General features: G+C 73.2%; 14 protein-coding genes. 5 read left to right on the plus strand and 9 right to left on the minus strand.

Features of this window, described 5'->3' with window-relative positions:
- The first annotated feature begins 30 nt into the window (after nt 1-30).
- Nucleotides 31-897 carry an acyl-CoA thioesterase gene (locus IE275_RS24370; RefSeq protein WP_189713526.1) on the plus strand — a complete coding sequence of 289 codons (867 nt, stop codon included), beginning with the start codon at nt 31-33 and terminating at the stop codon, nt 895-897.
- 10 nt (nt 898-907) lie between these two features.
- On the opposite strand, the gene IE275_RS24375 is transcribed toward IE275_RS24370, so the two are convergent.
- The 7 genes from IE275_RS24375 to IE275_RS24405 form a co-directional block, all read right to left on the minus strand.
- Nucleotides 908-1882, minus strand: coding sequence for a DUF6397 family protein (locus tag IE275_RS24375; RefSeq protein WP_189713527.1), 975 nt, complete (start codon nt 1880-1882; stop codon nt 908-910).
- Nucleotides 1883-2018: 136 nt separating this feature from the next.
- A complete protein-coding gene (locus IE275_RS24380) occupies nt 2019-2432 on the minus strand; it encodes a roadblock/LC7 domain-containing protein (protein WP_189713528.1) in 414 nt (137 codons plus the stop codon).
- A 180-nt stretch (nt 2433-2612) separates the two neighbouring features.
- Nucleotides 2613-3218 carry a GTP-binding protein gene (locus IE275_RS24385; RefSeq protein WP_189713529.1) on the minus strand — a complete coding sequence of 202 codons (606 nt, stop codon included), beginning with the start codon at nt 3216-3218 and terminating at the stop codon, nt 2613-2615.
- 343 nt (nt 3219-3561) lie between these two features.
- Nucleotides 3562-3972 carry a DUF742 domain-containing protein gene (locus tag IE275_RS24390; protein WP_189713650.1) on the minus strand — a complete coding sequence of 137 codons (411 nt, stop codon included), beginning with the start codon at nt 3970-3972 and terminating at the stop codon, nt 3562-3564.
- A 22-nt stretch (nt 3973-3994) separates the two neighbouring features.
- Entirely contained in the window at nt 3995-4432 is a 438-nt protein-coding gene (locus IE275_RS24395) for a roadblock/LC7 domain-containing protein (RefSeq protein WP_189713530.1), read from the minus strand.
- Nucleotides 4429-6948, minus strand: coding sequence for a sensor histidine kinase (locus IE275_RS24400; protein WP_189713531.1), 2520 nt, complete (start codon nt 6946-6948; stop codon nt 4429-4431). Before IE275_RS24400 ends, IE275_RS24395 begins: the two co-directional genes overlap by 4 nt.
- 157 nt (nt 6949-7105) lie before the next feature.
- Complete coding sequence (locus IE275_RS24405) at nt 7106-7900, minus strand: MHYT domain-containing protein (RefSeq protein ID WP_189713532.1); 795 nt, start codon at nt 7898-7900, stop codon at nt 7106-7108.
- A gap of 152 nt (nt 7901-8052) precedes the next feature.
- Between IE275_RS24405 and IE275_RS24410 the strand changes: the two genes are divergently transcribed.
- Nucleotides 8053-8652 (plus strand): class I SAM-dependent methyltransferase, encoded by a 600-nt coding sequence (locus IE275_RS24410; RefSeq protein ID WP_189713533.1) that lies wholly within the window; start codon nt 8053-8055, stop codon nt 8650-8652.
- Between the two features lie 4 nt (nt 8653-8656).
- On the opposite strand, the gene IE275_RS24415 is transcribed toward IE275_RS24410, so the two are convergent.
- Nucleotides 8657-9412 carry an alpha/beta fold hydrolase gene (locus IE275_RS24415; protein ID WP_189713534.1) on the minus strand — a complete coding sequence of 252 codons (756 nt, stop codon included), beginning with the start codon at nt 9410-9412 and terminating at the stop codon, nt 8657-8659.
- Between the two features lie 182 nt (nt 9413-9594).
- Here IE275_RS24415 and IE275_RS24420 point away from each other — a divergent pair, with 182 nt between their 5' ends.
- The 3 genes from IE275_RS24420 to IE275_RS24430 all read left to right on the plus strand — a co-directional run bounded on the left by IE275_RS24420 (nt 9595) and on the right by IE275_RS24430 (nt 11863).
- Nucleotides 9595-10119 carry a PadR family transcriptional regulator gene (locus IE275_RS24420; RefSeq protein WP_189713535.1) on the plus strand — a complete coding sequence of 175 codons (525 nt, stop codon included), beginning with the start codon at nt 9595-9597 and terminating at the stop codon, nt 10117-10119.
- 387 nt (nt 10120-10506) lie between these two features.
- Nucleotides 10507-10854 (plus strand): hypothetical protein, encoded by a 348-nt coding sequence (locus IE275_RS24425; protein WP_189713536.1) that lies wholly within the window; start codon nt 10507-10509, stop codon nt 10852-10854.
- Nucleotides 10855-10993: 139 nt separating this feature from the next.
- Complete coding sequence (locus IE275_RS24430) at nt 10994-11863, plus strand: hypothetical protein (RefSeq protein WP_189713537.1); 870 nt, start codon at nt 10994-10996, stop codon at nt 11861-11863.
- A gap of 99 nt (nt 11864-11962) precedes the next feature.
- Here the strand turns inward: IE275_RS24430 and IE275_RS24435 are convergent, their stop codons facing one another.
- Nucleotides 11963-12145 (minus strand): tail-anchor membrane protein, encoded by a 183-nt coding sequence (locus IE275_RS24435; protein ID WP_189713538.1) that lies wholly within the window; start codon nt 12143-12145, stop codon nt 11963-11965.
- Between the last annotated feature and the right edge of the window lie 21 nt (nt 12146-12166).

Consider the following 12166-nt stretch of genomic DNA (forward strand, 5'->3'; position numbering starts at 1 on the left):
GACAGCGCCACGCACAGGAGAAGCACACCGATGACGAATCCGGCCGAGAGGCTTGTCGACCTGCTCGACCTGGAGCAGATCGAGGTCAACATCTTCCGCGGCCGCAGCCCGCAGGAGTCCCTGCAAAGGGTCTTCGGCGGGCAGGTGGCGGGCCAGGCGCTGGTCGCGGCCGGCCGGACCACCGACGGCGACCGGCCGGTGCACTCGCTGCACGCGTACTTCCTGCGGCCCGGCCGGCCCGGTGTGCCGATCGTGTACCAGGTCGAGCGGGTGCGGGACGGGCGGTCGTTCACGACCCGCCGGGTCACGGCGGTGCAGCAGGGGCGCACGATCTTCAATCTCACCGCCTCCTTTCACAAGCCTGAGGAAGGTCCTTTCGAGCACCAGCTGCCGCCCGCGCGTGAGGTCCCGGACCCGGAGTCCCTGCCGACGGTCGTGGAGGAGATCCGGGAGCATCTGGGCGCCCTGCCCGAGCAGTTGGAGCGGATGGCGCGCCGTCAGCCCTTCGACATCCGGTACGCCGACCGACTGCGCTGGAGCGAAGAGGACGTCAAGGACGCCGAGCCGCGCAGCGCGGTGTGGATGCGCGCGGTCGGACCGCTCGGGGACGATCCGCTGGTGCACACCTGCGCGCTCACGTACGCCAGTGACATGACCCTCCTGGACGCCGTCCGGCTGCCGGTGGAACCGCTGTGGGGTCCGCGGAACTTCGACATGGCGTCGCTGGACCACGCGATGTGGTTCCACCGTCCGTTCCGCGCGGACGAGTGGTTCCTGTACGACCAGGAGTCGCCGATCGCGACGGGCGGCCGCGGGCTGGCCCGTGGGCGCATCTACGACCTTCGGGGGCGGCTGCTGGTGTCGGTCGTGCAGGAGGGCTTGTTCCGGGCGCTGTGAGTCCGGTGGATCACGCGCTTCTGCGGCGCAGTCGGCCGAGCAGGCCGCGCGCCGTCCGCTCGGGTCCGTGGTCCGGCCGGGGAGCGGACGGGGCGGGCTCCGTCGCCGCCGGGTCCTTCACGGCCGACCGTGTCACGGCCGGCGGTGCGGCGGCAGGTCGCCTGCCGGCAGGTCGTGCGAGACCCGGTCGGGTGGTCGCGCCGGTGGGCCGTGGCGCGGGCTGGTGGGCACGGGCCTCTTCCAGGGTGTGGGCCAGGTCGGACCTGAGCCAGCCGATCTCGTCGGGGTCGTCCGCCGTCGTGATCTTCTCTACGAGGTGGGCGGCCGGTGTACCCGGAGCGCTGTGGGCCGCCGGCCCGGGACGGAACCGGTTCAGGTGGGACCGTTCATAGGGGTCCTCGACGATCTCCGCGATCTGGACGGGGTCGAGGAACCCGGCCAGGGCTCCGGCGCGCTGCCAGGGGCCGTCGGCCTGGCGGAGCAGGAAGCCGAGGTGTCGTCCGCGCCAGTTCCGGGGGCGCAGGTCCAGGCCCTCCGCCAGCCGGGCCCGCATCGGCTGGGGCGTCCGCCCCTTGAGCAGTGGAGCGTTGCTCTCGTCGGCGGCGAACTGCCCCAGCTCCTCGGCCAGATAGAGCCAGACGACGGCGCGGTAGCGGTTGAGGTAGAACCGCACGGGTACCACCGCTCCCTGCCGGGCCAGGCGGGTGAACCGGGTGGCCGGCACCTCCAGGATCGCGGCGGCGTCGCCGGTGCCGACGGCCAGGACGCTCGCGCGCAGTGCCGCGGGATGGTCGGGCCGGACGCGCAGCCGGGAGATCTCCGCACGGGCGACGCGGCGGCCCCCTCCTCCTTCGTCGGGCACGGTCGTGATGCGCCCCAGGTGGACCGCGAGATCGAACTCGCTGCGCTTCAGACCGAGTTCACGAGCCGCGCGCGTCGGCGTGAAGGTATCGGCGGACGGGTGGGTGACGGTGTTTCCGGACATGGTCGGTCTCCCCCGTGGAGTGACGTGATGTGTTCGGGCCCTGACTGTCCGCAGTGGCCACGGGGAAACCGTAGCCCCTTCGCGGATCTCGTGGCGAGCCTGTGGATAACTCCACGACGGAGGAAGAAAACGCAGGTCAGAGGCCTGTGAGCGGATTGCGTCCAGGCTGTCGGACGTCCACCGTCAGGTGCTCGCCGACGCGGCTCACGAGCAGGGTCATCTCGTAGGCGATCTGGCCCATGTCGGCTTCCGCACCGCTGAGGACGCACAGGCAGCTTCCGGTACCGGCCGCGGTGACGAACAGCAGCGCGTCGTCGAACTCGATCATCGTCTGGCGGACCTGGCCCGCGCCGAAGTGGCGTCCGGATCCCTTGGCCAGACTGTGCAGTCCGGACGAGACCGCGGCGAGGTGCTCGGCGTCCTCCTGGCGCAGTCCGCGGCTCTGGCCCGCCACCAGCCCGTCGTTGGACAGGACCAGCGCGTGCCGGACGTGGTCGACCCGCTCGGTCAGGTCGTCCAGCAGCCAGCCCAGTCCCCGCTTCTGCCCCATGTCCCGTCCCCCTGTGTGGCGTTCCCCGTGTGGCGCTTCCCGTGCACCCTCCGCCTCGCCGGAGGACCTGCCCACCACCCTTCCCCAGGATCGGTGGCGGCGGCAAGGAGTTCGGTGATATGGCGCGGCGGGCGTCCGCGCACGCTCGTTCGGGCGAGGCGCGGCGCCCCCGGGTGTCCGTCAGCTGACCGAGTCGAGCAGCCGGGCGGTGTGCATCCGTCCGGCGTACTCGACGAGCCGGATGAGCACTTCCTTCCCCGAGTCGCGGTCGCGGGCGTCGCACAGTACGACCGGGGTGCCTCCGTCGAGGTCGAGGGCGCGTGAGACCTCCTCGGCGCCGTAGGCCCGGGCGCCCTGGAAGCAGTTGACGGCGACCACGAAGGGGATGTGCCGGTGCTCGAAGTAGTCGACCGCGGGGAAACAGTCCTCCAGGCGCCGGGTGTCGGCGAGGACCACCGCGCCCAGGGCTCCCTGCGAGAGCTCGTCCCACAGGAACCAGAAGCGGTCCTGGCCCGGGGTGCCGAAGAGATAGAGGGAGAGGCCGGAACGGATGGTGATGCGGCCGAAGTCCATGGCGACGGTCGTCGTGACCTTCTGGTCGACGCCATCGGTGTCGTCGACCAACTGGCCCGCCTCGCTGAGCAGTTCCTCGGTGCGCAGCGGTTTGATCTCGCTGACCGCGCCGACCAGGGTGGTCTTGCCCACGCCGAATCCGCCGGCGACCAGTATCTTCAGCGCCAGGGGGGCCGTGTCGCCACCGGTGGCGTCGGAGTGCTCGGAGACCATGGATCACTTCTCTCAGGAGTGCCGGTAACGGTCGACGTCCGTAGGGGGTTGCTCGTCTCGGTGCGGTGGCGCCGCTGAGCTGCGGTGCCGGAATGCGAAGCCAGCATCATGACAACCGCGGTCCCTTTCCGAGGGGTTCGACCGCCGAATGCCCGATCTGACCGGATGCTGTCTGTTCGGTGCCCGAAGGTGCGCACGAGCCGGTACGTGGCGGGTCCGTACGTGACGTGGTCGGTCCGTACGTGACGTGGCCGTACGTGACGTGGCCGTACGTGACGTGGCCGTACGTGACGTGGCCGTACGTGGCCGGTCCGTACGTGTTCGGGTCGGTCCGCACGTGCGCCTACAGGGCCCGGAGCCCGTCGATGACCTCGCGCAGAATGCGTTCGTCGGGCAGATGCGCGGGCGGGACGGGGCGGCTGACGGTGACGCAGCCGAGTTCCAGCAGGTCGCCGAGGAGCACCCTGACCACTCCCACCGGGAGATCGGCGCCCGCCGAGAGTTCGGCGACGGACTGGGTCTCCACGCGGCACAGGCCGATCAGGGTCCGGTGTTCCGGTCCGAGCGGCATCCCTTCGATGCCGGGTGCGCCCGGGTCGAGGGTGACCAGGGCGATCAGGTCGAAGCGCACTCCGGTGGGGCCCGGCCGGGTGCGTCCGCCCGTCATGGCGTACGGGCGGACGAGGGGGCCGGCCTCGTTGTCGTACCACTGGCTGCCCGGGTCGTGCGGGGCGCCGGTCGTGTCCTCGGTCATCTGCACGGATCGCTCTCTCGCCTCATCCGGCGGCGGGTGGGCGCGCGCCGAGGCGCGGCGGTGTGAAGAGGTGCTCGCCGACCCGCTTGACCAGCCGTGCCATCTCGTACGCGACCAGGCCGATGTCCGCGGTCACGGCGGTGAGGAGGGCGAGGCAGGAGCCGTCGCCCGCGGCGGCCACGAACAGGAAGCCCTCGTCCATCTCGACCATCGTCTGGCGCACGCCGCCGGCGCCGAAGTGCCGGCCCGTGCCCTTGGCGAGGCTGTGGAAGCCGGAGGCGACGGCGGCCAGGTGTTCGGCGTCCTCCCTGCTGAGACCGGTGGAGGCGCCGACGGCGAGGCCGTCGTTGGACAGGACGACGGCGTGGCGTACCTCGCTCACGCGCGTCACCAGATCGTCCAGCAGCCAGTCCAGTTCGCCGGACCGCTGGGCGGACCTCGTGCTCGGGTCATGGATCATGCGGGGTCTCCTTCGCTGCTGTCTCTTCGCGGTGCGGGATCCGGCGTGGTACCGCGGCCGGGTCGCCTGCCGCCACCGCGTGCCCAGCCGTCGCGGTAGGCGGTCATGCGGTCCCGTACGAGTTCGGGGGTGCGCCGCTCGTCGTCGCTCGGGGTGGACGGCCGGGCCGGTTCGTCGGGGGGCCGGCGGCGCAGTTGGGGGGCGAGGCTCGCCTGCCGTACCCGGCGCGGGAGGTCGTCCGATCCGTCGGAGTCGTCCGGGGGGCGGTGCAGGCGCAAGGTGGTGACTCCCGGGGGTGGTGGGGTGTCGGCGGCCGCCGGTTCGGCGGCGGCCCGGGCGGGGGGTACCAGCGCGGGGCGGTCGGCGGCGACGGGGACGGCCTCCCGGTGCCGGTCGGGGGCGGGCACGCGCGCGTAGGCGCGTTCGGTGATCTGCTCGGGTTCGGCCGGCTCCTGGGCGGAACGTTCCGGCGGGCCGCTGTGCAGGAGGGCCGTCGGCAGCAGGACGACCGCTGTGGTGCCGCCGTAGGGCGAGGTCCGCAGATGCACCTTGACGCCGTGCCGGGCGGCGAGCCTGCTGACCACGAACAGGCCGAGCCGGTCGCTGTCGAACAGGTCGAGGGCTTCGGACTGGGCGATGCGCCGGTTGGCCTCGGCGAGGGTGTCCTTGCCCATGCCCAGGCCGCGGTCCTCGACCTCGACGGCGTATCCGTTGCCCACGGGTTCGCCGGTGATGCGCACACGCGTGTGCGGGGGTGAGAACTGAGCCGCGTTCTCGACGAGTTCGGCGAGCAGGTGGGTGAGGTCGGCGACGGCGGCGCCGACGACGGCCGCCTCGGGGAGCTGGCGTACCTCCACGCGCGCGTAGTCCTCGACCTCGGAGACGGCGGCGCGCACGACGTTGGTCAGGGACACCGGGATGCGCCAGGCCCGGCCGGGGGCCGCTCCGGAGAGGATGATCAGGCTCTCGGCGTGGCGGCGCATACGGGTGGTGAGGTGGTCGAGGCGGAAGAGGTCGCTCAGCTCGTTCGGGTCGTCGGAGCGGCGTTCCATGCTGTCGAGCAGGCTCAGTTGGCGGTGCACGAGGATCTGGCTGCGCCGGGCGAGGTTGACGAACACGCCGGAGATGCCGCTGGCGAGTTCGGCGCGTTCCACGGCGGCCCGCAGGGCGGCGCGGTGCACGGTGGTGAGGGCTTCGGCGACCTGGCCCGTCTCGTCCTCCGCCGCCGGTCCCGGCGGGGCCTCGGCGCTGATGTCGATCTCGTCCCCCGTACGCAGTTTCCGCATGGCTTCCGGGAGTTTGCGGCGGGCGATCTCCAAGGCGACGTTGCGCAGGCTGACCAGCTCGACGACGAGGGCCCGGCCGATGCGCACGGAGATGACGAGCGAGGCGGCCACGGCGGCGAGGCCGAACAGGACCGCGGCACCGGCCGGGGTGAGCAGGCCGCGGGTGAACGGGTCGGCGCGGTCGGCGACTTCGCGGCCGGCGTCGGCCTCGATGGTCCGCATGCCGTCCTGCACGCGCGTGTGGGCCGGGTCCCAGGTGGCCGCCGGGGCCGCGTCGACCGCCCGTGCGCCGGCGCCGCGGGCCAGCACCTTGTCCTCGGCCGCGGCCAGAGAGGCGTAGGCGCTGCCTTCCGCGAGGCGCTGCCAGGCGGTGCGTTCGGGGCCGCGCAGGTCCGCGACGGCCGACTCGGTCAGGGCGCGGCGTGTGTCGACGGCTCCGGTGAACAGCCGCAGGCGCTCCCCGTCGAGTCGGCCGGCCAGGCGCGCGCCGTCGAGGACGACGTCCTCCTGGGCGAGCGACTCGCCCGCGCGGGAGAATTCGAGGAGTACGCGCGCGTCGGAGCCGAGTTCGGCGTCCTGGATGCCGGAGAGCGCTCCGCCGACCGAGAAGGCGGCCGAGATCGTCCGCGTGTACCGGCCGTAGGTCTCCTCCCAGCCGGCGCCGCCGTCGAGGACCGAGGTCCGCAGGGCGCGCAGTCCTTCGGCCCCGGAGACGAACGCCTCGAGCCGCCGGGAGACTCCGGGGGGCAGTTCCTGACCGTCGGCGACGGTGCCGTCACCGAGCCGGAGTGCGGCCACGGCGGCGTCCGTGCGGTCGGCGAGGGACTTCAGGTCGCCGTCCTGCCCGGCGGCCGGTTCGGTGGCGTACCGCACGGCTGCCGCCCGTTCGGTCTGCAGGGCGGCGACCGCGGCCGCGACGGGGGTGCGGACCTGTGAGTCCACGCGTTGCAGCTGGCGCAGCCGGGAGATGTCCTGGGCGGTGCTGACCGTGGCGTACGCCCACAGTGCCAGCAGGGAGACGACCGGCACCATCAGCAGGCAGACGATCTTGGCGCGCACGGTGCGCGGACGGATCCGGCGGCGTCCCGCCCGCGCGGGGGGCGGGTCGGCGGGGCCGCCCGTCCGCTCGTCCGGCCCCTCGTGGGCGGGTGGTCCGGCGTGGGCGCGACGCCCGCGCACGGGGGGCGGCGTCTCGGCGCCGGCCGTCGGGGTCCTCCGGGGTGTACGCATGGCCTCCTCGCTCGGAAGGGGTTCGGGGGCGGATCGTCCGGTCCGGCTCACACGGTCCGGTTCACTCGGTGCGGCTCACTCGGTGCGGCTCACCGTGCTTGCTCGGTCGGTGCGGCTCGGTGGGGCGGCTCGGTCTGTGCGCCTGGCTCGGCGCGGCTCACACGGTCCGGGCCTGCGGGCGGCCGGTGGAGCCCTCCCCCGGCTGCTGGGCCGAGGCGGATGCCGCGCGTTCCCCCGTGGTGGGCGACAGGGCGACGAAGGCCGAGGTCAGGAAGAGGTAGGACCCGAGGCCGACGGCGAGGGGGAAGATGAACTGCATCGCCGTGGCCCCGGGCAGCGCCACGCCGGAGGGGGTGACGCGCACGCCCACGGCGAACATTCCGGTGTAGTGCATGCTGCTGACCGCGGCTCCCATGACGAGGGAGGCGACGGTGACCGCGACCGGCGACTTGATGTTGAGCGCCGCCCACAGGGCCGCGGTGGCCGCGACGACCGCGATCAGGACGGACAGCGCGACGAGCGTGGGGTCGTAGGTCACGGCGCCGTGCAGCCGGACCGCGGCCATGCCCAGGTAGTGCATGCTCGCCACGCCCAGCCCGGTGGTGAGCCCGCCGACGAACAGGGCGCGGGTGCGGTCGCGGCCGTAGCCGACGGCGAAGACGCCGGCGCAGACGACGGCCATGGCGACGAGCAGGCTGAGCACGGTCAGCGGCACGTCGTAGCGGATGTCGGTGCCGCTGACGGCGAAACCGAGCATGGCCACGAAGTGCATGGTCCAGATACCGGTCCCGATCGCCGAGGCGGCGGTGATGAGCCAGTTGCGGCGGGAGCGCCCGGTGGCACCGAGGGCGCGCACGGTGCAGCGCAGCCCGAGGGCTGCGCCGATGCAGGCCATCGCGTACGACAGCACGGGGGTCAGCCAGCCGAAGGCGGCGTGGTCCAGGTGTCCCATGGCCACGGGACGCTAGTGGGGGCACAGAAGCACACAGGGGGCGCATTTCGAAAGGTGATGGAATCTGACGCAGAAATGCACCGAACCGATCACCCCACGCTCGAACATGTGCGCAGCGACGTCGTCCGTGTCGGTGAGGGATCATGCGGAACATGAGCGACCACCACACACACGTCCAGGAGTTCTTCACCGCCCGCGCGGCGGACTGGGACAGCCGGTTCCCCGACGACGGTCCCGCCTACGCGGCCGCGGTCGCCGGCCTCGGCCTGCGCGCGGGGGACCGGGTGCTGGACGCCGGCTGCGGCACCGGACGGGCCCTGACGCCGCTGCGTGCCGCCGTGGGGCCCTCGGGAGTGGTCCTCGGGGTGGATCTGACCCCGGCCATGCTGCGGGCCGCCGTACAGGCCGGACGGGACCGGGACGGGCGGCTGCTGCTCGCCGACGTGGCCGCGCTGCCCCTGCGCTCCGCCGCGCTCGACGCCGTGTTCGGGGCGGGGCTCGTCTCCCATCTGCCGGACCCCGCCGAGAATCTGCGGGAGTTGGCGCGGGTGGTGCGCCCCGGCGGCACGCTGGCGCTGTTCCACCCGATCGGCAGGGCGGCCCTCGCGGCCCGCCAGGGCCGGCGGATCACCCCGGAGGACCTGCGCGCGGAGCCGAACCTCCGTCCCCTGCTGGCCGGTTCCGGCTGGCGCATGACGTCGTACGTCGACGAGGACACCCGCTTCCTCGCCCTCGCCGTACGCGAGGGCTGAGGGCTCACACCGCTCCGGCGACCGCCTTCACGAAGGCGTCGGGGTTGTCGAACATGATGTTGTGCCCGGCGTCCGGCACCGTCACCACCCGCACGCCCGACGCCTCCAGGGCCTCCGCGCCGTCGAGTTCACCGCTGCGGGCGCCCTGGAGGTAGACGCGCTCGACGGGCAGCCCGGTCAGGATCTCGCGCATGATCGGGTCGGAGCCGCGCCGGAGCCCGACCGCGGTGCGGTGCAGGGCGCGCGGGTCGGCCAGCCGCATGGTCGCGGCCCACAGCGGGCCCACCCGGTCGAGTACGCGCGCGTACTCGCCGTCCAGGAACTCCTCCTCCGTGAAGGAGGCGATGCCGCTGCTGCCGGCGGTCGGCGGCGGGAACGGGTCGAGGTTGGCCTCGGTCAGGACGAGGCGGCGGACCAGGTCCGGCCGGCAGTGGGCCAGGACGACGGCCACCGAACCGCCCATGCTGTGGCCGACGAGTTCGGCGCCGGTCACCCGTGCCGCGTCCAGCGCGGCCGCCAGGGCGTCGGCGTGCTCCTCCAGCGTGTATCCGAAGTTCTCGGGGCGGTCGCTGATGCCGTGCCCGGGAAGGTCGACGAACAGACTGCGCCGACCGGCGAGTTCGGGCCGGGCCGCCACATGCGCGTGATAGACCGCCGAGGCCGCCCCCAGCCCGTGCACATACACGCGCGCGGGTTCCGCGCCCGGCGTCTCCGTCCAGCGCACCCGGCTTCCGCATCCGTCGAACTCGACCTGCCGCATCGCTTCCTCCTCAGCACACCCACGCACTCGGCACCGGCACGGGCGCCGGCACCCGCTCGCGGCTCCGGCACTCGGTTCGGTACACGACAATACCTCGATGCCGATGTATTGCGTCAAGGAGGTATCAGCGATCCGGTGTACGACCGCTACGGCATATCTCCGCGCTGAGGCAGAATGCGGGCATGCTGGAGCTCGCCATCCTCGGCTTCCTGTACGACGCCCCACTGCACGGCTATGAGCTGCGCAAACGCATCACGGCCCTGACCGGACACGTACGCCCGGTGGCCGAGAGCACGCTCTATCCGGCGATCAAGCGCCTGGAGAAGGCGGGCTTCCTGATGCGCGCCACCGAGCCCGGCGCCGTGGCGGCCCCACGGCACGTCCTGACGCTCACCGACGACGGCCGGAGCGAACTGCGCCGGCGGCTCGCCGAGCCCGACGAGCGCGACATCACCGACGAGAACCGCTGGTTCACCGTGCTCGCCTTCCTCCGGCACCTGGAGGACCCCGCCGCCCAGGCGGCCGTGCTCCGCCGCCGCCTGGCCTTCCTCCAGGAACCGACGAGCTTCTTCTACGACGGCGACCGGCCGCTGCGCGCCGAGGAGCCGGACGACCCGTTCCGGCGCGGGGTGCTGACCATCGCGCGTGCCACGTCCCGGGCCGAACTCGGCTGGCTGCGCGACACGCTGGAGGCACTGGGAGGCTGATCCCTTCCCGGGCGGGGCGGGACGTCCGCCCGCGCCGGGCAGCGGGCGCGGGCCCGGTTCCGCCAGGCAGCAGCCGCCCGGGCAGCCCTTGATCCGCCGGTTCCGGCGCACCTAGTGGGGTGCGCTACGCGGGGGCAGCAGCCGGACCGGGCGTCCACGCGCGCGTACCGCCCCGCGGACCGGCGTGCGGGTGACGGGGACGCCGCGGTCAGCCGGTAGATCTCGGACGCGTCGCCGTGCGGGTCCCTGCGCAGAATCCGTCCGAGCCCCTCGAAGCGCTGCACGGGGCCGCCCTCTTCTGCTGCCTCGACTGCGTCTCTACGTTGAGTAGCAGGACATGCGCATGCGGTTCGACACGGACTACCACGCAGGGGGAAGGCGGCCGAGATGTTCGACAGGGTCCGCAAGGTCTGGGCGGGGCTTCTCCCCGGCCCGCGCGCCCAGGCGCGTCCGGGCGGGGAGGAGCGAGCGGGCGAGCGGGACCGTCCGGACGGACGGGCACGGGGTGGCGGAAAACGTACACACAACCTTTTCGAAGCGGCCGCCGCGTACGTCTCGGCCTGCGCCGACGACGACCAGGACCGGATCGACGAGGCGGCGGGCTGGGTGTCGCCGGAAGCCCTGTCCTTCGGGGTCAACGAACTGGCCTGCCGGGCCGTCATCGCGCTCGCGCGGGAGCGCGACGAATCGCCGGCGACGGTGGCCCGGGCGCTCCTCGGGCTGCCCGCCGCGTGACGACCGCGACACTCGCGGGAGGTCGATTCGCCCCGTCAGGTCGGAAAACTGCAGCTCCGGGTGTGTCGGGCAGTCGTGACAAGCGGCTTCCCCCCGCACTAGGGTGCGCGCCGTTGGACGAACCGATGGGGAGGCTGGGATGGCAGGGACGGACGAGGACGCCGTCGCCGCCGCGGACGATGCGCTCTATGTGCTCACGGCGGTGCTGCTGACGCCGGCGAAGTTCCCGAGTGTGCTGGGCGACGACTACCCGGAAGCCTGCGGGGCGCTGGGTCTCGCACCGCTCGCCGACGGCTACGGGCTGGTGCTGGGCCAGGACGGCGACGGCTCCCGCTGGACGGTCGTCATCGACGACGTGTCCCTGGTGGCCGTGGCCATCGCGTCATGGGACTGCGGCATGGAGTACGACCTGTCGCCCGACGAGCGGACGGTCGTGGCCGCTCTGCCCGGCTGGCCCCTGGCGGTCGCCGTCGCGGCCCCCGGAGTGCCGGCGCCGCACGATCCGGCCCCGGAGGTGGTGGACACCCCCGCGCTCGCTCCGCCGGACACGACCACCTGGGGTCCGGCTCAGCGGCGGCTGGGGGCGGACGAGATCGCGCTCCAGTGGGCGACGTGGCGCGAGCAGATCGACGACTCCGAGTTCGCGCCCCCGCCGGAGAAGGCCTCGGCCACCGCGAACGCGGACGGGGACGACGGCGAGGGCGAGGCGGCCGGCGGGCCGGGGAAGGACGCGCCGAAAGGTCACACGGGCATCCGACGCGTCCTCGCCGAGGTGCGCGCCTATGTGGACACTCCGCCCCCGCTGGGGCGCGTACGGTCCTCCTTCGCGCCCGGTGACGCGCGCACCCTGCGCGCCGACGGTCCCGGCTGGTCGCTGGTGGCCCGGACCGACGACATCGCGTTCGTGCTGCTCGACGAGGAACCCGGCGAGGTGCTGCCGGTCGGCCGGGGGCCCGAGCTGCCGGGTCTCCTGGAGGCGCTCGACAAGATGGCCGTACGGCCGCTCTGAGGTGGTTCGGGAGCCCGCGCGGGGAAGCCCGCGCGGGCGTCGAGTCGTCGGGCCGCCGTCCGCCCCTCGCTCAGGGGCGGACGCCTCTGCGCGGCCCCCTCAGCGGCCGAGCTCCTTGCGGGTGACACGGCGCAGCCTGCGCCGCTGTGACGGGTCCAGCGTCAGATAGGCCGCCGCCGGGACCCCCAGCACGATCAGCAGAGCCGCCCACCAGGGCAGCCAGATCAGCAGGAGGAGCCCGACCGCGACCCCTCCTGCGGCGATCTTCGCGTTTCTCGACATGTGCGTCGCCTCCTTCGCGGC

This window comes from Streptomyces phaeofaciens (assembly GCF_014648915.1).
Taxonomy (GTDB): domain Bacteria; phylum Actinomycetota; class Actinomycetes; order Streptomycetales; family Streptomycetaceae; genus Streptomyces; species Streptomyces phaeofaciens.

What these genes read in the sequence shown, in the direction of transcription:
- IE275_RS24410 (WP_189713533.1), top strand. Translation starts at nt 8,053, where the DNA reads ATGAGCGACCACCACACACACGTCCAGGAGTTCTTCACCGCCCGCGCG.
- IE275_RS24380 (WP_189713528.1), bottom strand. Translation starts at nt 2,432, where the DNA reads ATGGGGCAGAAGCGGGGACTGGGCTGGCTGCTGGACGACCTGACCGAG.
- IE275_RS24395 (WP_189713530.1), bottom strand. Translation starts at nt 4,432, where the DNA reads ATGATCCATGACCCGAGCACGAGGTCCGCCCAGCGGTCCGGCGAACTG.
- IE275_RS24375 (WP_189713527.1), bottom strand. Translation starts at nt 1,882, where the DNA reads ATGTCCGGAAACACCGTCACCCACCCGTCCGCCGATACCTTCACGCCG.
- IE275_RS24425 (WP_189713536.1), top strand. Translation starts at nt 10,507, where the DNA reads ATGTTCGACAGGGTCCGCAAGGTCTGGGCGGGGCTTCTCCCCGGCCCG.
- IE275_RS24420 (WP_189713535.1), top strand. Translation starts at nt 9,595, where the DNA reads ATGCTGGAGCTCGCCATCCTCGGCTTCCTGTACGACGCCCCACTGCAC.
- IE275_RS24370 (WP_189713526.1), top strand. Translation starts at nt 31, where the DNA reads ATGACGAATCCGGCCGAGAGGCTTGTCGACCTGCTCGACCTGGAGCAG.
- IE275_RS24405 (WP_189713532.1), bottom strand. Translation starts at nt 7,900, where the DNA reads ATGGGACACCTGGACCACGCCGCCTTCGGCTGGCTGACCCCCGTGCTG.
- IE275_RS24385 (WP_189713529.1), bottom strand. Translation starts at nt 3,218, where the DNA reads ATGGTCTCCGAGCACTCCGACGCCACCGGTGGCGACACGGCCCCCCTG.
- IE275_RS24390 (WP_189713650.1), bottom strand. Translation starts at nt 3,972, where the DNA reads ATGACCGAGGACACGACCGGCGCCCCGCACGACCCGGGCAGCCAGTGG.
- IE275_RS24400 (WP_189713531.1), bottom strand. Translation starts at nt 6,948, where the DNA reads ATGCGTACACCCCGGAGGACCCCGACGGCCGGCGCCGAGACGCCGCCC.
- IE275_RS24435 (WP_189713538.1), bottom strand. Translation starts at nt 12,145, where the DNA reads ATGTCGAGAAACGCGAAGATCGCCGCAGGAGGGGTCGCGGTCGGGCTC.
- IE275_RS24415 (WP_189713534.1), bottom strand. Translation starts at nt 9,412, where the DNA reads ATGCGGCAGGTCGAGTTCGACGGATGCGGAAGCCGGGTGCGCTGGACG.
- IE275_RS24430 (WP_189713537.1), top strand. Translation starts at nt 10,994, where the DNA reads ATGGCAGGGACGGACGAGGACGCCGTCGCCGCCGCGGACGATGCGCTC.